The sequence below is a fragment of the Streptomyces sp. NPDC044003 genome (assembly GCF_056435185.1).
Window position 1 is genome coordinate 1 of record NZ_JBWKFA010000025.1, and the last position, 20,475, is coordinate 20,475.

Below are 20,475 nucleotides of genomic sequence, written 5' to 3' on the forward strand. Positions count from 1 at the left end.
TCCTTCGTTCCTGTTTCCAGGCCCTCCGGGCGCTTCCTTCGTTTCCGACTCTATCAGATCTTTCCGATCCGATTTCCTCGGTGCTTTCCGGTCCCTTTCGCTTTCGCTCCGGGCCCTTCCGACGTTTCCGACTCTATCAGATCCTTTCGGCGTCTGATTCCCAGTCAGCGGGGTTTGTCTTTCCGGCTGTTGGGCCGTTCCGACGTCTCAAACTCTAGCGGGTTTCCCCGGCGACTCATAATCGAGTCATTCGAAATGAATTTCGGCATGCCGAAATTCGTCCCGATGGGGAGTTCGTGCTGAGTAGAGGTGCCGCATCTGCGGCGGGAGTGGTTGTCGAAGAACCGTTCCGGCTCCGTGACAACTCGGAGAACATTACGCATCCGGGAGGGGCGTGTCAACCCCTGTCCGGCGCCCCATCCAGTGCCCCATCCGGCGCCCCGCTCGGTGACGTCAGTCGAGGTCCGTCAGGCGGCCGCCGGCGTCCGGCTGGGTGAGTTCCACGCGGCGGAGGAGGCGGATGAGGACGTCACCGAGGACGCCCTTCTCCTCCGTCGTGAGGTCCTGGAGGAGGTCCTCCTCGAAGTCGGTGGCCATGCGCATGGCCTCCAGCCACTTCGAGCGGCCCTCGTCGGTGAGCTCGACGATCACGCGGACGCGGTTGTTCTCGTCGCGGTCGCGGGTGACCAGGCCCTCACCGGCCATGCGGTCGATGCGGTGGGTCATCGCGGCCGGGGTGAGGCCCAGACGCTTGGCGAGCTCGCCAGGGCCCAGGCGGTAGGGCTCCCCGGAGAGGACCAGGGTCTTGAGGACCTCCCACTCGGCGTTGCTGATGCCGAGGTCGGCGAGCTGGCGGCCGTACGCCACGTTCATCCGGCGGTTCAGCCGGCCGAGCGCGGAGACGACCTTCTCCACCTGCGGGTCGAGGTCGCGGTACTCGCGCTGATAAGCGGCGATCTGCTCGTCGAGGCTCGGCTCCTGGGGAGCGGTGTCGGACATGCGGCGAGTATCCCACGGGCCTCGTTGGCGTTGAAGTCCTTCGGTGTGTACTGTTAAGACGTTAACTTTAGTGTTGAAGTCTTCAGGGTTCAGGCGTACAGCTCTGAACCCGCGACCGAAGTGGGTGAGTGTGACCAAGGCGAGGGGCGCAGCGATGCGCCGTATCCAGGCAGGCAGCGCGCTGAGCGCGTTCGGACTCGGCTTCACCGTGCCGTACCTCTATGTGTACGTGGCGCAGGTGCGGGATCTGGGCGCTGCGACGGCAGGCATCGTGCTGGCCGTCTTCGCCATGGCCGCACTGGTGGTGCTGCCCTTCAGCGGGCGGGCCATCGACCGGCGCGGGCCCGTGCCCGTGCTTCTGGTGGCCTCGGTCGTCGCCGCCGTGGGTGCGGTGGGGATGGGCTTCGCCTCCAGCGTGCCGGCGGCCGTGGGGGCCGCGGCGCTGCTCGGCGCGGGTACGGCCGTGCTCCAGCCGGCCCTCGCGACGATGATCGTCTGGTGCTCGTCGCCCTCCGGCCGTACGCGTGCCTTCGCGATGCAGTTCTTCCTGCAGAACCTGGGCCTGGGTATCGGTGGTCTGATCGGCGGTCTGCTGGTGGACACGAGCCGGCCGGGCAGCTTCATCCTGCTGTTCTCGATCGAGGCGGCGATGTTCCTGGTGCTCGCCGCGATCGTCGGGACCGTCCGGATGCCGGGCTCGCCCGCGCTGCAGGGTGCCCGTCCGTCCGAGGGCGGGAAGGGCGGCGGTGTCCGCGCGCTGCTCGGGCACAAGGCGATGGTGCAGCTGTGCGTCCTCGGCTTCGTGCTGTTCTTCGCCTGCTACGGGCAGTTCGAGTCGGGCCTCGCGGCGTACGGCACCGAGGCCGCCGGTATCCAGCCGTCGACGCTCGGGATCGCGCTGGCCGCCAACACGGCGGTGATCGTGGTCGCCCAGTTCCTGGTGCTGCGGTTCGTCGAGCGCCGGAAGCGGACCCGGGTGATCGCTGCCGTGGGTCTGATCTGGACCGTGGCGTGGCTCATCGCCGGGTACGCGGGCCTCGGGCACGGCAGCCAGGCCATGGCGACGGCGGCCTTCGTCTCCACGTACGCCCTCTTCGGGCTCGGTGAGGCGATGCTGTCGCCGACCGTGGCCCCGCTGGTGGCCGATCTGGCGCCGGAGTCGATGGTCGGGCAGTACAACTCGGCCTTCGCCCTGGTGAAGCAGCTGGCGCTGGCCGTCGGTCCGGCCGTGGGCGGGCCCATGGGGGCCGCCCTGCACGGTCCGTACATCGTGACCTTCGTGCTCTTCTCGCTCGGGATCACGTTCCTGGCGCTGCGGCTCGGCAGGCGGCTGACCCCCGAGCAGGACCAGCCTTCGCTGGCCCTCAAGCCGTCGAAGGTGGTCGTCCGGCACGAGCCGGCCCGCGAGACGGCGGCTGCCTAGTCCCGATCAGTCGGGCAGGGCGAACTCGCACCAGACCGCTTTGCCGCCGCCCGGTGTGCGGCGGCTTCCCCAGGACGAGGCGATCGTCGCGATGATCGAGATTCCGCGACCCGCCTCGTCCTCCGTTTCCGCCCTGCGGCGGCGCGGCAGGTGGTCGTCGCCGTCGGTGACCTCGATGATCAGGCGGCGGTCGGTACGGCGCAGTCTCAGGCGCATGGGCGGGGTGCCGTGCTGGAGGGAGTTCGCCACGAGCTCGCTGGTGGCGAGGACGCCCAGGTCGCGCAGTTCGACGGGGAAGCGCCAGGAGGAGAGGACGCCGGAGGCGAAGGCACGCGCGCGGGGGGCGGCCTCGACTCCGCCGAGGAGCTCCAGGGCGGCGTTGTGGAAGAGCTCGGCGTCCGCGCCCTTGCGGGAGGGGTGCTGGACGACCAGGACGGCGACGTCGTCGTCGTGCTCGGCGGTGACCCCGAGGGCGCGCAGGAGCCGGTCGCAGACCACCTGCGGTGTGCCGCTGGCGCCGGAGAGGGCGCGGGCCAGGGCGGCGACGCCCTCGTCGATGTCCTCGCGGCGGCGCTCGACCAGTCCGTCCGTGTAGAGGACCGCGGTGGAGCCGGGCGGCAGGGCGATGGAGCCGGAGGCGTGCAGCCAGCCGCCGGTGCCGAGCGGCGGGCCCGTCGGGTCCTCGGCGCGGCGGACGGTGCCGTCCTCGTCCCGTACGAGGATCGGGAGGTGGCCGGCGGAGGCGTACACCAGTTTGCCCTCGCTGGGGTCGTGGATCGCGTACACACAGGTGGCGATCTGGCTGGCGTCGATCTCGGCGGCGAGGCCGTCGAGGAGCTGGAGGACCTCGTGCGGGGGCAGGTCCAGGCGCGCGTAGGCCCGGACGGCGGTGCGGAGCTGGCCCATGACGGCGGCGGCGCGGACGCCCCGGCCCATCACGTCGCCGATGACGAGCGCGGTGCGGCCGGCCCCGAGGGTGATCACGTCGTACCAGTCACCGCCGACGGCCGCGTCCGCGACGCCGGGCTGGTAGGTGGCGGCGATCCGCAGGTCGTCGGGCTGCTCCAGCTCCTGCGGGAGCAGGGAGCGCTGGAGGGTGACGGCGGTCTCCCGGTGCCTGCGCTCGCTGGCGCGGAGCCGCTCGGCGGCCTCGGCGTGGTCGGTGACGTCGGCGGCGTGGACGAGGACGCCGCCGCCGTCGAGGCGGGGGCTGTCGACGGGCAGGCAGGTGACCGTGTACGAGCCGCCGTCCTTGGTCCGGCGGGACTTGACCGTGCGGGGCTTTCCGCTGCGCAGCACCTGGTCCATGAGGGGCAGGAGGCCGAGCTCCTCGGCCTCCGGGCAGGTGTCGGCGACGGTGGCGCCGGCGGGGCGCGGGCCGAAGGCGGCGGCGTACGCGTCGTTCACGTACGCGATGCGGTGCTCCGGGCCGTACGCGAGCGCGACGAGGCCGGGGAGGCGGCCGAGCAGCTCCCGTACGGAGAAGTCCTCCAGGGCGGGGACGTCGGCGGCCTCGGCAGCGCTGTCGATGGGCTGCTCCAACTGCTGACCGTACTCACCGCGGGCGGCGGGCACGGAACCTTCGGTCCCCCGCGCCGCGCGGCGCTGCGTGCCGGGGAGCCGGGCGCTCCAACGGGTGAAGTTCACGGATCTGTATGCCTCGTGGTGTCGGTGCCGTGCAGAGTCACGCTGTGCAGGTGTGAGCCCACCTATGGTCACACGTCCAGTGTGGACGAGTGCACTGACAGTGATGTCAGGACTGCGGCTTGTCGCCGTCGCCGGGGGGTGGTGAGGCGGCGAGTTCGAATTCGGCCCTGGGGTGTTCAAGGGAGCCGAGGGAGACGATCTCCCGTTTGAACAGGCCGGACAAGGTCCATTCGGCGAGGACGCGGGCCTTGCGGTTGAAGGTCGGGACGCGGCTGAGGTGGTAGGCGCGGTGCATGAACCAGGCCGGGTATCCCTTGAGCTTGCGTCCGTAGACGTGGGCGACTCCCTTGTGGAGGCCGAGGGAGGCGACGGAGCCCACGTACGCGTGCGCGTACTCCTTGAGCGGCTGCCCGCGCAGGGAGGCCGCGATGTTCTCGGCGAGCACCTTGGCCTGGCGCAGCGCGTGCTGGGCGTTGGGCGCGCATTCCTTGCCGAGTTCCTTCGTCGTCACGTCGGGGACGGCGGCTGCGTCGCCGGCCGCCCAGGCGTGCGGGGCGCCCTCGACGGCGAGCTGGGCGGTGCAGCGGAGCCTTCCGCGTTCGTTCAGCGGCAGGTCGGTGTGGGCGAGGACGGGCGCGGGCTTCACGCCCGCGGTCCAGACGACGGTGCGGGTGGGCAGGCGGGTGCCGTCGCTGAGGACGGCGACCCGGTCCTCGCAGGACTCGAGCCGGGTCTCCAGGCGCACGTCGATGTTCCGGCCGCGCAGCTCTCGGATCGCGTACCGGCCCATGTCCTCGCCCACCTCGGGGAGGATCCGGTCGGAGGCCTCGACGAGGACCCAGCGCAGGTCCTCGGGCTTGACGTTGTGGTAGTACCGCGCGGTGTAGCGGGCCATGTCCTCCAGCTCGGCGAGGGCCTCCACGCCCGCGTAGCCGCCGCCGACGAAGACGAAGGTGAGGGCGGCGTCGCGGAGCGCGGGGTCGCGGGTGGAGGAGGCGATGTCCATCTGCTCGATGACGTGGTTGCGCAGGCCGATGGCCTCCTCGACGGTCTTGAAGCCGATGCCGTGGTCGAGCAGGCCGGGGACCGGGAGGGTGCGGGAGACGGAGCCGGGTGCGATGACCAGCTCGTCGTACGTCATGTCGACGGGGCCGGTGCCCTCCTCCTCGGTGGCGAGGGTGGCGAGGGTCGCGGTGCGCTTGGCGTGGTCGACGGACTGGACCTCGCCGATGACGACGCGGCAGCGGCCGAGGACGCGGCGGAGCGGCACGACGACGTGGCGCGGGGAGATGGAGCCGGCCGCGGCCTCCGGCAGGAACGGCTGGTACGTCATGTACGGCTCGGGGGTGACCACCACGATCTCGGCGGTGCCGGCTCTGAGCTCCGCCCCGAGCTGCCGCTGAAGGCGCAGCGCGGTGTACATGCCGACGTAGCCACCGCCGACCACGAGAATGCGCGCAGGTTCGGTCACTGTCCCATGACGCACCGCCGTCCGTGGTTTGTCCACAGGCTCGGCAAATTGTGTGACCGGAGGGGTACGGAGGCGCGGGGTGGCGCGCAAGCGGGGTGTGGAGGGATCCGCGCAGGTCACGCCGGGTGGGGCGGGTTCGGAGAGGGGTCGGAATCGGGAGTCTTCCGGGCCTTGCTCCGATCGGGGGGCGCACCGTACGGAACTCCCCCTTCTGAATTGACCCCGACTCAACTATGTTCGTACTTCGTCGGGGTGTCGGATCGGGCGTGCGTGGACCGAAAGCGCTCGTCCGCCGGAAGCCCCGTATCAGGGCGGGGAGTCTCCGGGGGGAGACATCATGAGCGGGGGAACGCTTATGCAGATTCAGGATTCACGGTGGCAGTCGGGCGCCGGAACGGCGACCGTCGACGGGCACGTCCCGGTGACGGCGGAGGCGCGCAACGGCGCGCCGGTGGTGGGCGGCAGGTCCGCTCCGCTGCGGGTGGACGCCCAGCGCAATCTGGAGCACGTGCTGCGTGCCGCGCGCGAGGTCTTCGGCGAGCTGGGCTACGGGGCTCCGATGGAGGACGTGGCGCGCCGCGCCCGCGTCGGGGTCGGCACCGTCTACCGCCGCTTCCCCAGCAAGGACGTGCTGGTGCGGCGGATAGCCGAGGAGGAGACCTCCCGGCTGACCGAGCAGGCGCGGGCCGCGCTGGGCCAGGAGGAGGAGCCGTGGTCGGCGCTCTCCCGGTTCCTGCGGACCTCGGTGGCCTCGGGTGCGGGTCGTCTCCTGCCGCCGCAGGTGCTGCGGGTGGGCGTGGACGAGTCCGGGGTGCCGCTCGGCGCGGACGAGGCGGACGAGGCGGCGCGGGTGCCGTACCAGCGGGGTCTCGCCGAGCAGGGCGACGCGCGTGTGGTCGCGCCGCGCGGCGTGCCCGCCGAGGAGCGGGACGACGCGGGGGCCTCGGAGCTCCTGGAGGTCGTCGGCCGGCTGGTCGACCGGGCGCGTGAGGCGGGTGAGCTGCGGACGGACGTGACCGTGGCGGACGTCCTCCTCGTCATCGCCACCGCCGCCCCGGCTCTGCCGGACGCGGCGCAGCAGGCGGCGGCCTCGGCCCGGCTCCTCGACATCCTCCTCGAGGGGCTGCGCTCCCGGTAGGAAGCCCGCGGTTCCTCCTTCGATCGCGGACGCGGTTTCCTTCCTCACGGCCGCGGTTCTTCCTTCATCACGGCTGCGGTTTTCGTGGTCCGGGCGGACCAACGAGCATGACACGAACGTGTGAGCGGTTACGCCCGGATACATGAAGTCGCCCCGGACGAGTGGTAAGTGGACGCGGCGCTTCGGCATGCCCGCGCTCTGTGGCAGGCTTGGCCAATATTCTGGTCTGGGCGTGCGTACGGGGGCTTCCGCGATGAGCGGTGACAGTCGGGACGATCCGCTGGGCAGCGGCGGCGGCGCGGAGACCGGGGGCCTTCCCTCCGGGCAGGTTCCGAGCCAGGGCGGGCCGGGAGGTCTCTCCCCCACGTCGTCCGTGCAGAGCGACCCGCTCGACGCGAGTGTGCCGCAGCAGCGTGAGGGCAGGGCGGGCGGACCGGGTGTCCGAGCCGGAGCCGTCGCGGGGGCGGCCGCCGGACCGGGCGCCGCCGAGGACCACGACACGCACGCCGACCCCGACGCGCCCGAGTCCGAGCACACGCCCGAATCCGAGCACGAGCACGACGGCGTACTTCCGCCGCCGCTCGAACTGCCGCCCTCCGACGCCGAGCTCGTCCAGCTCATGCGGGACGGCGACGACTCCGCGTACGAGGAGCTGTTCCGCCGCCACTCCGATGCCGTCCGCCGCTACGCCAGGACCTGCTGCCGGGACGCGCACACCGCCGACGACCTCACCGCCGAGGTCTTCGCCCGCACCCTCCAGGCGGTCCGCGGCGGGGCCGGGCCCGAACAGGCCGTGCGCGCCTACCTCATGACCACGGTCCGGCGGGTCGCCGCCAACTGGGCCAGGACCCAGAAGCGCGAGCACCTCGTCGAGGACTTCGCGGTGTTCGCCGCCGACGCCGCCCGCTCCTCCGAGGTCTCCGACCAGGACACGCTCGACCTCGGCGCGGACGTCCGCGCGATGCACGAGGCCGAACAGTCCCTCGCCATGCAGGCCTTCCGCTCGCTGCCCGAGCGCTGGCAGGCCGTGCTGTGGCACACCACCGTCGAGGAGGAGTCCCCGAGCGAGGTCGCCCCGCTCTTCGGACTGACCGCCAACGCCACGGCTGTGCTCGCCAGCCGGGCCCGCGAGGGCCTCAAGCAGGCCTACCTCCAGGCGCACGTCAGCCAGTCCCTCACCGCGGGCGGCGACTGCGCCCGCTACGCGGACCGGCTCGGCGCCTACGCGCGCGGCGGACTGCGGATGCGGGCCGAGCGCGGACTGCGCAAGCACCTGGACGAATGCGCCAAGTGCCGGCTCGCCGCCGGTGAGCTTGCCCATGTGAACGCCGGGATCCCCGCGCTCCTGCCGGTCGCCGTCATCGGCTGGTTCGCCGCCGGGTACTCGCTCAAGGCCGCCGGCGTCGTCGCCGGTGGCACCGCCGCCGCGGCCGGGGCGGGCGCCGCTGCCGCCGCCTCCGGCTCCTCCGGGGGCGCCGCCTCGGGCGGTGCCGCCGCCGAGGGACTCGGCGCGCCCGCGAAGGCCGGGATCGCGGCGGCCATAGCGGTCGCCGCGGCCGCCGGGCTCGTCTGGGCGATGGCCGGGGACCCGCAGCCCGTGGCCGCGCCCAAGCCCACGCAGCCGGTCGTCACCCCGGTCGCGCCGGAGCCCGCGCCGCCGGCGAAGCCCTCCCCGAAGCCCGCGGCGCCCGCCCCGGCCGTCACCTCCGATCCGCCGCCCCCGCCGCCGTCCCCCAAGCCCAGCCCCAAGCCGGCGCCGAAGCCCACGCCCAAGCCGACGCCGCCGCCGTCCCCAAAGCCCAGCCCGAAGGCCACGCCGAAGCCGACGCCGCCGCCCGCGAAGCCCGCGCCGAAGCCGACGACCCCGCCGCCCGCGCCGCCGTCCGTCTACCAGGTCAACGAGCTGCAGTACGGGATCTTCGGCGACGGCACCAAGCCCGAGGTGTCCCTCTCGGACAGCAGCTGGATGTGGCAGCGCAACGGCCTGTCCATCGGCGGCACCCAGTACGCGCACGGGGTCAGCGTCCACGCGCCGTCCTCGCTGCTCATCGACCTCAACCGGCAGTGCACGAGTTACGACGCGGTCGTCGGCGTCGACGACCTGAGCGCCCAGCTCGGCGTCGGCGGCGTCCGTTTCTCCGTCTACGGGGACGGGGAGCGGCTCTGGCGCTCCGACGTCGTCCGCGCGGACGACCCGCCCGTCCCGGTGCACGTCGACATCTCGGGCCTCTCCACGATCCGGCTCGTGGTGGAGGACCACACGCCGTTCGGCCGGGCCGCGGTCGCCGACTGGGCGGAGTCCCGGATCAGCTGCTCCTGACGGTCCTGCCGGCCCGGTCGCGGCTTTCGGCACGGTCGGCGCTGTCGGCCCGGTCGGCGCTTTCGGTGTCCGGCAGGGCCGGGGCGAAGGCCTCGACGAGGTCGAGGACCTCGTCGATCCCCAGGCCCGTGCCGGCCGCGCGGGCGGCTGCCATGGCGGACGCGTCGAGCTCGGTGAGCGCCCGGGCCGTCACGGACTCGCTGTCCCGCAGCTCGGGGACCGAGAGGGGCGTGTCCCGGCGCCAGTGGTCGACGGCGGCCAGGACCCGTACGGCGAGATCGGCCTCGCCCGCCTCGGCCAGGGTGACGGCGAGCACCTCCCCCAGGCCGGTGGTGACGAAGTCCGCGCACTGCGCGTCCCGCGCGGTGCGGAGCGCGGAGACGGCCGTGGCGACGGCGGCCGCGCCCTTCCCCTCGTACGCCTCGACGCGGGCGGCGATTCCGGTCACCGCCGCCTCGAAGTGCGGGGGCGGCGTGCCGAGCACGATCGTCCGGCCCGCCTCCTCCAGCTGGGCACGGGCCTCCGGGATGTCGCGGTGGTAGAGGGCGAAGGCGGCGCGGAGGAAGCAGACGTACGTCTGGCTCTCCCGTACGTGGTAGCGATCGGCCTCCCGGGCGGCCTCGTCGAGGGTCCGCTCGGCGGTCTCCAGGTCGCCGGTGCGGTAGGACAGTTCGGCCAGGCGGGCGAGGAGGAACGGGGCCTCCGCGTGGGCGCCGACCTCGCGGGCGAGACCGAGGGCCTCCTCGTACGCCTCGCGCGCGTCCGCGTGCCGGCCCCGCATCGTGTTGGCCTCGCCCGCCGCGCTCGCGATCTGGGCGCCCATCCAGCGGTCGCCGACGCGCCGGGCGAGGGCGCGGAGTTCCGCCAGGGCCTCGTCGACGCCGGGCATGCCGCCGGGCATGTCGACGATCATGTGCGTACGGAACATGAGGCTGACGCCGAGCTCCCAGTCGCCGCCGTGGCGGCGGCAGTTGTCGACGGCGGTGTCGAGGAGGGCGCGGGTCGTGGCCGGATCCTCGGTGAGGACCGCGGTGAACGGCCAGAGCAGGCCGGGGAAGCGGGCCGCCTCGGGGCCGGGGTCCGTGCCGAACGCCTCCCGGACGCGCTTGATGAGCGCGAGGGTCTCCGGGTTCTTGAGGTCCCCCATCGTGTTGCTCTCGACCGCGAGGAAGAAGTGCAGCATGCGCAGGTGCATGCGGGGCCAGTAGCGGGGGTCGGCGGGGTCGTCCGGATCCTCGCCCAGGGCGAGCGCGCGCTCCACCCAGGCCAGGCCCTCGGGGCGGTAGTTGCGCAGCCACCAGAACCAGCCCACGGCGAAGACGAGCCGGAGCGCGGCGGTCTCGTCGGGGGAGGTGACGAGGGTGCGGTGGAGGGCGGCGCGGATGTTGTCGAGGTCGCGCTCCAGGCGGTCGATCCACGGCAGCTGCTCCGCCGAGCGGAGCCGGGGCTCGGCGGTCTCGGCGAGGGCGGTGAAGTGGGCGGTGTGGGCGGCCTCGGCGGCGGCGAGCAGCTCCGGTTCCTCGGCGGCGCGCTCGGTCGCGTACTCGTGGATGGTCTCCAGGAGCCGGTAGCGCATCTCGCCGCCCTCGGTGGGGGTGGCGACGACGAGGGACTTGTCGACCAGGGCGCCCAGGGCGTCGGCGGCGTACGGGGAGAGGGCCTCGGCGGCGGCCAGGTCCCAGCCCCCGGCGAAGACGGACAGCTGGCGGAGCAGAGTGCGCTCGGCCGGGTCGAGCAGGTCCCAGGACCAGTCGACGACGGCGCGGAGGGTCTGCTGGCGGGGCAGGACGGTCCGCGAGCCGGAGGTGAGGAGGAGGAAGCGGTCGTCGAGACGGTCGGCTATCTGGCGCGGGGTGAGGAGGCGCAGCCGGGCGGCGGCCAGTTCGATGGCGAGCGGCAGGCCGTCGAGGCGGCGGCAGATCTCGTCGACGGCCTCGCCGCCGTCCCTGGCGAGGTCGAAGGAGGGGCGCACGGTGCGGGCCCGCTCGGCGAACAGGCGGTGGGCGGGGTCGGGCGGGAGGGGCTCGACGGGGCGGACCGACTCGCCGGGGACGCCGAGGGGTTCGCGGCTGGTGGCGAGGATGCGGAGCTGCGGGCAGTGGGTGAGGAGGGTCTCGGCGAGGGCGGCGGCCGCGTCGATCACGTGCTCGCAGTTGTCGAGGACCAGGAGGAGCGGACGGCGGGCCAGGTGCTCGACGAGGTGGGCGGTGGGGTCGTCCTGGAGGGGCACGCCGTCGCGGGTGATCAGGTTGATCTCGCGGAGGCGGAGCGCGGAGAGGACGGCGCCGGGGAGGGCGTCGGGGTCGTCGAGGGGGGCGAGTTCGGCGATCCAGGCGGCGGGGCCGACGGCCCGGAGCGCGGCCTCCTCGGCGAGCCGCGTCTTGCCGGAGCCGCCGGGGCCGGTGAGCGTGACGAGCCGGGAGCCGCTCAGGTCGGTGTGGAGGGCGGCGAGCTCGGGCTCACGGCCGACGAAGGAGGTGAGCCGGGGGCGGATGTTGCCGGCCTCGGGGGCGGGTCGCTCGTCCGCGGGCTCCGGTGCCGCCGGCGGGGCGGGTGGGTCCGTACGGTTCGGGGCGGACGCGGGGGTGGGGGCCGGAGGGGCTCCCGTGAGGAGTTCCTGGTGGAGGGCGGTGAGTTCCGGTCCGGGGTCGGCGCCGAGGGCGTCGGCGAGGGTGCGGCGGGCCGACTCGTACGCGGTGAGCGCGTCGGCGTGGCGGCCCTCGGCCCGCAGGGCGCGGATGAGCTGGGCGCGGAAGGCCTCGTCGTACGGGTACGTGGTGGTGAGCTCGGTCAGCTCCGGTACGAGTCCGTCGGTGGCGCCCCGGCGCAGATCGGCCTCGACGCGCTGCCGGAGCGCCGCGAGCCGCTGGGCCTCGGGGCGGACGCCCGCCGGGTCGGGCAGGTCGGCGAGGGCGGGGCCCCGGAAGAGGCCGAGGGCCTCGCGGAGGAGGGCGGCGGCGGTGTCGGGGTCGCCGGCGTCGAGGTGGCCGGCGCCTTCCCTGACGCGGCGCTGGAAGACGTACAGGTCGATGTCGTCGGGACCGGCGGCGAGCCGGTAGCCGGGGCCGGGGGTGGAGTCGACGGCCTCCCGGCCGAGGATCCGGCGGAGGCGGCCGACCAGGGCCTGGAGGGCGGCGGGGGCGTCCTGCGGCGGGTCGTCCCCGTAGACGTCGTCGGCGAGCTCTCCGACCGAGACGGCCCGTCCGCCGCGCAGCGCGAGGGCGGCGAGCAGCGCACGCAGCCGGGCGCCGCCGAGGGGAAGCGGGGTGCCGTCGGGACGAAGGGCCTCGGTGGTGCCGAGGATGAGATACCGCACCGGCCCATTGTGGCCGGTGGTGGGGGCGTACGCCTCGGGGTTTACCCCGGTGGGTCCCCTAGAAGGCGCCCGTGTCCAGGTCGAAGCCGAGGGGCGCGGGCAGCGGGACGACTGTCCCCAGCTTGTGGATGGACTTGTGGCCGTAGTCGTCTCCCGAGGGACCGGAACAGACGACGGCCTCACCGGCCTCGCGGTCGATGAGCAGGTAGATCGGAATGTCCGCGCGCGCGTAGGCCCGGATCTTCGACCTGCTCCACCGTCGTCATGCCAGCATTCTGGCGCGCGGCGTGGTCTCAGGCCGGCAGGGACCTCGTCGTGCGGATCAGGGGGCCCTGGACCGCGCGGTGGGCTCGGGGTTCTGTCGTGTTGGTCCAGCAGGAGCCTCGGCGGGCGAGGAGGCGGCGGAGCCAGAGTTCGGTGGAGACGAGGTCGGCGAGACCGTCGAGGGGGACGGGGGCGCCGTCGGCCGCCGCGCGGAGGGCCTCGCGGACCACGCGGGCCTCGATCAGGCCCGCGTCCGCGAGGAGCGGCGCGTCGAAGAGGGCGAGGAGCTGCGGGAGCGCGGCGCGCAGGCCCGTGCGCGTGGCGGCGGCCGGGACGGCCGGGTGGGGGGCGCCCCAGCCCGGGGGGAGGTCGTGGACGCCGGCGCCGGACAGGACGGTGCGCAGGACGCCGGCCCGGGCGTCCGGCTGGACCCGGAGCGATTCGGGGAGGTCGCGGCAGGCCCGTACGACCTGGTTGTCGAGGAAGGGGGCGTGGAGGCGCTGGCCCCGGATCTCCGCCGCCTGCTCCAGGACCCGGTGGTCGGCCGCCGCGCGGGCGAGGGCCGCACGCGCGCGTGCCTCGCCGGGGCGCTGGACGGACGTCGGGAGCGTCGCCGCCCGGTTCAGGCGAACCGATACTTCAGCAAGGGCCTCGCCCGTCAGCCAGCGCGCGGCAGGCCCCGGCCGCGACCACGCGAGCGCGGAGAGCGAGGCCTCCAGGGGGCCGAAGCCGTCCGGGGCCGTGCGGTTCGCCTCCAGGACCCGGCGGGCCGCCGCCTCCAGACCCGTCCGGTACGGGGTACGGGCCAGCTTCCGCGCCGCCCGGTAGACGGTCAGCGGCACCAGGAGCGACCCCGCCGACGGGCCCGAGGCCTTCGCCAGCGCCGTCACCGGCCGCACCAGAGAGCGGCGCCTGCGGTCCATCAACAGGTCGGCCAGGCGCGCCGGGTGCGCGTCGAGGACCTGCTTCGCGCCCATGCCGGTGAAGTGGTCGGCGCTGCCGCCCGCGAGGCGCCTGCGGTGCCGTTCCGCCGTGACCAGCGCGGGGCCGGGCTCGTCCGTGAGCGGCCCGTCCAGCGCCGCGTACGGCAGGGCCTCCTCGCCGCCCGCGACGACCACGTGGTGCAGCCGCGGGTCCGCGGCGATCGCACGGGCCCGCTCCAGCTCCGCCGTGCGCCGCGCCCCGGCCCTCGTCGCCAGGTCGTTGAAGGTGACGGCGAGCAGCCGCTCCCCCGCGCCCGTACCGAGCCCGATGATCGTGCCCGGCACCCCCGGGAGGCCCGCCGCGAGCAGGGCCAGCGTGCCGGAGGCGCTGCCGCCGGACAGGTCGGCGCCGATGCCGGGCGCCGGGCCCGCGCCCCGGGCCGCGCGCCGGTCGGCCGGCCCCATGCCGGGGACCGGGCCGGGGTCGGGGAGCGGCGCCTCGGGCGCGTGCCGGGGCGCGGTGAGCCGGGCCCGTACGGCCTCGACGAGGGCGTCCCGTACCCCTTCGACGGCCTGCCGCGGGTCGGCCTCGGCCGCCGCGACGGCGAGCGAGGCCACCTGCTCGTAGCCGGTGATCTCGCGCGAGCCCTCCCGCAGGATCAGCGCGTGGCCGGGCGGCACCCGCCGGACCCCTTCGTACGGGGTGGAGTCGCGCAGCGCCTCCGGGGTCTCGGGGCAGGCGAGCAGGGCGGCGAGATGGCCGATGTCGAGCTGGGCCTCGACGAGGTCGGCGAGCGGCAGGGCGGCGGTGGCGTACGCGGTGCCGCCGGCCCACGGGGTGTGGAACACGGGCCGGGCGCCCGCGAGGTCACCGGTGACGGTGACGCGGCGGCCGGTCTTCACGACGGCGGTGTAGCTGCCGGGCCAGGCGGTCAGATGCCGCAACGCGCCCCCGCGCGCGGTAAGCAGGCCGATCCGCAGCTCCTCGTCGCTCGCGGCGCAGCAGCCGAGGACGGCGAGGCGGGTGTGGTCGTCGACGGCCACCACGCGCACCTCGTCGGGGCGCCAGTCACCGACCGCCCAGAGCGGATCGGGGTCGCCCCACAGGAGTTGTGCGCCCACCGGCTGCACCGTGCGCCCCTCGGCGGCGCGGTCGGGGCCTGCGTCGTATCCGGGGTCGTACGGGGAGGACGAGCCGTAGGCGCCGTTGACCGCACCCGCCCGGCCCGCCGTGGTCGTTGCGAAGCTCGCCGCGACACTGCTCCAGCCCACCAGCCATCGCATCGGCGCCTCCACATCCGTTTCGGTGGAGGACATGCTGCCACGACAACGGCGCACGGGGCGGTGTCCGGGTGCACGCGCGCGAAAGCCGAATGCGCCCCTGGCATGGGCCAGTTGGCGAGCAGTGGCACACCGGCTCCGAACCGGCGTCATTCGGCCAAATATCGATCCCCGTAGGAGGTTTCGGGGGGGTGTCCGGGCGGAACGCCGGTCCTCGGCAGCCCGGGAGGCGCTCCCGCCTCCCGGCGCCGTCCGCCGCCCGCGGGGAATGGGGCGACGGTGTCCCCCAGCCCACTGGTCCGGGACTCCGCTCCCGGCCGAGCGGGCCGACCCACGCGCTACTCATGGAAGCGCTCCCCCACCGGGCGGACGAGAGCGCACGGCCGGGCGCACGGCCACACGGCCGGAGCACGAGCCGCTCCGCCGGGCCCGTCCGTCGCACGTTCACACAACAATCTCGCCATACGGAACACCGCCCCTTAACGGTGGGGATGCGGCGAACTACGCTGTGTTTACGAATGCCGCACGCCTATGCCCGGCGTCGTGGCGGCCGTCTGGGTTGTCGAGGGGTGGCGTCATGTCCAGGGAGCAACGCGGGCCGAACGAAAAGCTCGGCACGGTTCTCGCCCTCGCGGGAATCAGCAACGCCGGGCTCGCCCGGCGCGTCAACGACCTCGGTGCGCAACGGGGACTGACGCTTCGTTACGACAAGACCTCGGTCGCCCGGTGGGTGTCCAAGGGCATGGTGCCGCAGGGCGCCGCCCCGCATCTGATCGCCGCCGCGATCGGGCAGAAGCTGGGCCGGCCCGTGCCGCTGCACGAGATCGGGCTCGCGGACGCCGACCCGGCGCCCGAGGTGGGGCTCGCGTTCCCGCGCGACGTGGGCGAGGCGGTCCGCTCGGCCACCGACCTGTACCGGCTGGATCTCGCCGGGCGGCGGGCCGGCGGGGGCGGCATCTGGCAGTCGCTCGCCGGGTCCTTCGCGGTCAGCGCGTACGCGACGCCCGCGTCCCGCTGGCTGATAACCCCCGCCGACCCGTCGGTGGAGCGCGAGGCCCCGCGCCCCGGCGCGGGCGCCGCGGCGGCCACGGAGCACGCGCGCGTGGGCCACAGCGACGTCGCCAAGCTCCGCGAGGCCGCCGAGGACGCGCGCCGCTGGGACTCCAAGTACGGCGGCGGCGACTGGCGTTCGTCGATGGTGCCCGAGTGCTTACGGGTGGACGCGGCGCCGCTGCTGCTCGGCTCGTACTCGGACGAGGTCGGCCGGAACCTGTTCGGCGCGACGGCCGAGCTCACCCGGCTCGCCGGCTGGATGGCCTTCGACACCGGGCAGCAAGAGGCCGCCCAGCGCTACTACATCCAGGCCCTGCGGCTCGCCCGCGCCGCCGCCGACGTGCCCCTCGGCGGGTACGTCCTGGCCTCCATGTCCCTCCAGGCCACCTACCGGGGCTTCGCCGACGAGGGCGTCGACCTCGCCCAGGCCGCCCTCGAACGGAACCGGGGGCTCGCCACCGCCCGCACCATGTCCTTCTTCCGGCTCGTCGAGGCCCGCGCGCACGCCAAGGCCGGCGACGGGCCGGCCGCGGCGGCCGCGCTCAAGTCCGCCGAGGGCTGGCTGGAGCGGTCCCGGGAGGGCGACGCCGACCCGACGTGGCTCGGCTTCTACTCGTACGACCGGTTCTGCGCCGACGCCGCCGAGTGCTACCGGGACCTGCGGATGCCGCGCGAGGTGCGGCGCTTCACCGAGCAGGCGCTGTCCCGGCCGACGGAGGAGTTCGTCCGCTCGCACGGGCTGCGGCTCGTGGTGTCGGCGGTGGCCGAGCTGGAGTCGGGCAACCTGGACGCGGCCTGCGCAGCGGGCACGCGCGCGGTGGAGGTGGCGGGGCGGATCTCCTCGGCGCGGACCACCGAGTACGTGCGGGACCTGCTGCACCGGCTCGAACCGTACGGGGACGAGCCGCGCGTCATGGAACTGCGGGAACGGGCCCGGCCGCTGCTCGTCGCTCCGGCGTGAGACGCGGCCGCGGCGTGAGATGCCGCCCCGGCGTGAGACCTCGCCCCGGCGCACGGCGGCGCCCGGAAGTGACACGCGTCCCACGACGGGGGCGTTTAGCGGCAGTGTCAGTGGGCCAGTGCACTATCGGGGGTGGGAGGTGGCGCTGGTGTTTGACTGTGACGTGCTGGTGATCGGCGGCGGGATCGTCGGTCTGTCGACGGCGTACGCGCTGACGCGTGCCGCCCCCGGCACCCGGGTCACGGTCCTGGAGAAGGAGCACGCCCTCGCGCGCCACCAGACCGGGCGCAACAGCGGGGTGATCCACAGCGGGATCTACTACCGTCCCGGGTCGCTCAAGGCACGGTTCGCGGTCGAGGGCGCGGCCGAGATGGTGAAGTTCTGCGCGGAGTGGGGCATCCCGCACGAGGTGACGGGGAAGCTCATCGTCGCCACCACGCGCGAGGAGCTGCCCCGGCTGCACGCGCTCGTGCAGCGCGGCCGGGAGAACGGCATCCCGGTGCGCGAGCTCGGCCCGGCGCAGATCAGCGAGTACGAGCCGCGGGTGCGGGGGCTCGCCGCGATCCACGTCGGCACGACCGGGATCTGCGACTACGGGGCGGTCACGGAGCGGCTCGCCTCGGCCTCCGAGGCGCGGATCCTGTACGGCGCGGAGGTCACCGTCATCGACCGCAGGCCCTGGGGCGTCGCCGTGCGCACGGCGGACGGCCGGGTGGTGCGGGCGAAGGTCCTGGTCAACTGCGCGGGGCTGCACTGCGACCGGATCGCGCGGCTCGCGGGCGACGACCCCGGGATGCGGATAGTCCCCTTCCGCGGGGAGTACTACGAGCTCGCGGACCCCTCGCTGGTGCGGGGCCTGGTCTACCCGGTCCCGGACCCGGCGTTCCCGTTCCTCGGGGTGCACCTGACCCGGGGCATCGACGGCGGTGTCCACATCGGGCCGAACGCGGTCCCGGCGCTGGCGAAGGAGGGGTACGGCTGGTCCGTCGTCCACCCGCGCGAACTGGGCGCCACCCTGGCATGGCCCGGCTCCTGGGCGATCGCCCGTGAGCACTGGCGGTACGGCGCGGGCGAGCTGCACCGGTCGGTCTCGAAGCGGGCCTTCACGGAGGCGGTGCGGCGGCTGCTGCCGGTCGTCGAGGAGTCCGACCTGCGGCGGGCGGCGCCGGGAGTGCGGGCGCAGGCGGTGCTGCGGGACGGGACGCTGGTCGACGACTTCCTGATCCGCGAGGCGGAGCGGACGGTCCACGTCCTGAACGCCCCTTCGCCCGCGGCGACGGCGTCCCTCCCGATCGGCCGCGAGGTCGCGACCCGGGCCCTGGCCCGGCTGTAGCCCCGCCCGATGCGGGCCGCGCGGTCGGGCGAGGGCCCGCCGTAGACTTGGGCGCATTGTGTCTGAGCAGATTGAGAACGGCCCGCAGCCCGTCGCCGACCCCGCACCGTCCGTCGCGCGTCGCGGCAGTCGGATGTTCGCCCCCGGCGAGGGGCCCATGCCCGATCCCGCCGGGGCCCATCACGAGCGGCGGATCCGGAGCTTCCAGCCGCGCCGCAGCCGTGTCACGTACGGGCAGGCCGAGGCCATGCTGAAGCGGTGGCCGGACTGGGGCCTCGACATCGACGGCAAGCAGGCCCTCGATCTCGAAGAGATGTTCGAAGGGCTGCCGGTCGTTCTCGAGATCGGGTTCGGCATGGGCGAGGCGACCGCCCAGATGGCCGCCGCCGATCCCGGCACCGGAATCCTCGCCGTGGACGTGCACACCCCCGGCCAGGGCAACCTCCTCGGTCTCGCCGACCGCAACGGCCTCACCAACGTCCGAGTCGCCAACGGCGACGCGATCATCCTGCTGCGCGAGATGCTCGGCGACGCGACCCTCGACGGCTGCCGGGTCTACTTCCCGGACCCCTGGCCCAAGGCCCGCCACCACAAGCGCCGGCTCATCCAGCCCGAGTTCCTCAGCCTCCTCGCGCCCCGGATGAAGCCCGGAGCCGTGCTCCACTGCGCCACGGACTGGGAGGAGTACGCCGTCCAGATGCTGGAGGTGCTCTCCGCGCACCCGGACTACGAGAACACCCAGGCCGACGGCGGCTACGCGCCCCGCCCCGACTTCCGTCCCCTCACCCGCTTCGAGGGCCAGGGGCTCGACAAGGGCCACGTCGTGCACGATCTGCTCTTCCGGAGGAAGTGACAGAGAAGGTAACTCCTTCGCCCCATGTCGGTGGGGGTCGTTAGGGTCGCTCACGTGTCGAACCCCGCCCCCGCCGGAACCGAGGCCGCTCCCGTCCCGCACCGGGACACCGAGGAGCCGGCCTTCCCCGCCGCCGCCGACCGATCCCAGTGGCGCTACCGGCCGCGCCGGGCCTTCTGGCGCAGCCGGCTGGTCCGCGCGATCGCCGTCGTGACACTGCTCGCGCTCTGCGCCCTCGTCATCCTGGCGCTGGTCCGCGAGCAGACCGGCACTCAGGGCTTCCTCGTCGGCCTGGGCCTCGCCGTGCTTCCCGTACCGCTGCTCATGTCGGCGTTCCGCTGGCTCGACCGGGTCGAGCCGAGCCCCTGGAAGAACATGCTGTTCGCGTTCGCCTGGGGCGCCTTCGCCGCCGCCCTCGTCGCGATCCTGGCGAACTCCTTCGCGGTCCGCTGGATCGCCACCGCCACGGCCGATCCGGACTCCGCCGACACGCTCGGGGCCACCGTCATCGCTCCGGTGGTGGAGGAGAGCGCGAAGGCCGCCGCGATCCTGCTGCTGTTCCTCTTCCGCAGGAAGGACTTCGGCGGTCTCGTCGACGGCGTCGTGGTCGCCGGTTTCACCGCGACCGGCTTCGCCTTCACCGAGAACATCCTCTATCTCGGCAACGCCTTCGGCGAGGACCAGGAGTTCGGCTCCTCCGGTCTCGGTTCGGTGACCGCCGCGACCTTCTTCGTACGGGTCGTGATGTCGCCATTCGCGCACCCCCTCTTCACCGTGCTCACCGGCATCGGCTTCGGCTTCGCCGCCCTCGCGCCGCGCGGGAGGCGACTGCGCCGGGTGCTGCTGCCGCTCGCCGGGCTGCTGCTCGCCATGAGCCTGCACGCCGCCTGGAACGGCTCGGCCACCTTCGGCGGCCCGCTGGCCTTCTACGCGGTGTACGGGGCGCTCATGGTCCCGGCCTTCGGCCTGCTGACCTGGCTGGCGGTGTGGAGCCGGCAGCGCGAGCTGCGCACGATATCCGGGGAGCTCCCGGCGTACGCCGCGGCCGGCTGGCTCGCGCCCACCGAGCCGCTCGCGCTGTCCTCGATGCGCGCCCGGCAGCTGGCCCGCTCGTTCGCCGCCCGGACGTACGGCCAGCCGGCCGCGCGGGCGGTCGGCGAGTACGAGTCCTTCGCGACGACCCTGGCGTTCCTGCGGGACCGGGCCCGGCGCGGCACGGCGGGACCCGATTTCCCGGCCCGGGAGCAGGAGCTGCTGCACCACCTGTGGCAGCGCCGCGCGGTCGCCTCCCCGGCCCTCACGTACGCGGCGCGGGCGACGGGCCGGGCCTGGGCGCCGCCGCAGTACCTGGACTACGACGGCTACAACCCGTATCGGAGCTAGGGCCTTTCCGACCCTGATCCGCCGGACAGGCCCTAGTAGTGCTTTGTTAGGTGTCTTGTCGTGGTGGGTGGTTGGTAGTTCGCTGGCTGTATGAGGGTTGGGGAGCTTGC

Annotated in this window: 12 protein-coding genes; 7 read left to right on the forward strand and 5 right to left on the reverse strand. The window is 74.0% G+C overall.

The features are described from left to right. Positions 1–453: 453 nt before the first annotated feature. A complete protein-coding gene (locus AC07AW_RS41035) occupies positions 454–999 on the reverse strand; it encodes a MarR family winged helix-turn-helix transcriptional regulator (RefSeq protein WP_030694509.1) in 546 nt (181 codons plus the stop codon). Between the two features lie 154 nt (positions 1,000–1,153). On the opposite strand from AC07AW_RS41035, the gene AC07AW_RS41040 reads away from it, so the two are divergent. Further along, on the forward strand, positions 1,154–2,422 hold the full coding sequence (locus AC07AW_RS41040) for an MFS transporter (protein WP_478820564.1): 1,269 nt from the start codon (positions 1,154–1,156) through the stop codon (positions 2,420–2,422). Between the two features lie 6 nt (positions 2,423–2,428). On the opposite strand, the gene AC07AW_RS41045 is transcribed toward AC07AW_RS41040, so the two are convergent. Together AC07AW_RS41045 and AC07AW_RS41050 are read right to left on the reverse strand one after the other, a co-directional pair. Continuing rightward, complete coding sequence (locus AC07AW_RS41045) at positions 2,429–4,069, reverse strand: ATP-binding SpoIIE family protein phosphatase (protein ID WP_478820565.1); 1,641 nt, start codon at positions 4,067–4,069, stop codon at positions 2,429–2,431. 106 nt (positions 4,070–4,175) lie between these two features. After that, entirely contained in the window at positions 4,176–5,540 is a 1,365-nt protein-coding gene (locus AC07AW_RS41050; RefSeq protein ID WP_478820566.1) for an NAD(P)/FAD-dependent oxidoreductase, read from the reverse strand. Positions 5,541–5,895: 355 nt separating this feature from the next. On the opposite strand from AC07AW_RS41050, the gene AC07AW_RS41055 reads away from it, so the two are divergent. After that, positions 5,896–6,678 carry a TetR/AcrR family transcriptional regulator gene (locus tag AC07AW_RS41055; protein WP_478820567.1) on the forward strand — a complete coding sequence of 261 codons (783 nt, stop codon included), beginning with the start codon at positions 5,896–5,898 and terminating at the stop codon, positions 6,676–6,678. Between the two features lie 253 nt (positions 6,679–6,931). Beyond that, positions 6,932–8,998, forward strand: a complete 2,067-nt coding sequence (locus AC07AW_RS41060; protein WP_478820568.1) for a sigma-70 family RNA polymerase sigma factor — start codon at positions 6,932–6,934, stop codon at positions 8,996–8,998. Here AC07AW_RS41060 and AC07AW_RS41065 read toward each other — a convergent pair. Further along, entirely contained in the window at positions 8,985–12,314 is a 3,330-nt protein-coding gene (locus AC07AW_RS41065; RefSeq protein WP_478820569.1) for an ATP-binding protein, read from the reverse strand. The genes AC07AW_RS41060 and AC07AW_RS41065 overlap by 14 nt on opposite strands. A 293-nt stretch (positions 12,315–12,607) precedes the next feature. Continuing rightward, positions 12,608–14,785 (reverse strand): asparagine synthase-related protein, encoded by a 2,178-nt coding sequence (locus AC07AW_RS41070; protein WP_478820573.1) that lies wholly within the window; start codon positions 14,783–14,785, stop codon positions 12,608–12,610. Positions 14,786–15,359: 574 nt separating this feature from the next. Here AC07AW_RS41070 and AC07AW_RS41075 point away from each other — a divergent pair. From AC07AW_RS41075 to AC07AW_RS41090, 4 genes are all read left to right on the forward strand, one after another. Beyond that, a complete protein-coding gene (locus AC07AW_RS41075) occupies positions 15,360–16,796 on the forward strand; it encodes an MFS transporter (RefSeq protein ID WP_478820570.1) in 1,437 nt (478 codons plus the stop codon). A 148-nt stretch (positions 16,797–16,944) separates the two neighbouring features. After that, entirely contained in the window at positions 16,945–18,129 is a 1,185-nt protein-coding gene (lhgO, locus tag AC07AW_RS41080) for an L-2-hydroxyglutarate oxidase (protein ID WP_478820571.1), read from the forward strand. A gap of 133 nt (positions 18,130–18,262) precedes the next feature. Further along, a complete protein-coding gene (gene trmB / locus AC07AW_RS41085; RefSeq protein ID WP_478820574.1) occupies positions 18,263–18,982 on the forward strand; it encodes a tRNA (guanosine(46)-N7)-methyltransferase TrmB in 720 nt (239 codons plus the stop codon). 24 nt (positions 18,983–19,006) lie between these two features. Beyond that, complete coding sequence (locus AC07AW_RS41090) at positions 19,007–20,365, forward strand: PrsW family intramembrane metalloprotease (RefSeq protein ID WP_478820572.1); 1,359 nt, start codon at positions 19,007–19,009, stop codon at positions 20,363–20,365. Positions 20,366–20,475: the final 110 nt, after the last annotated feature.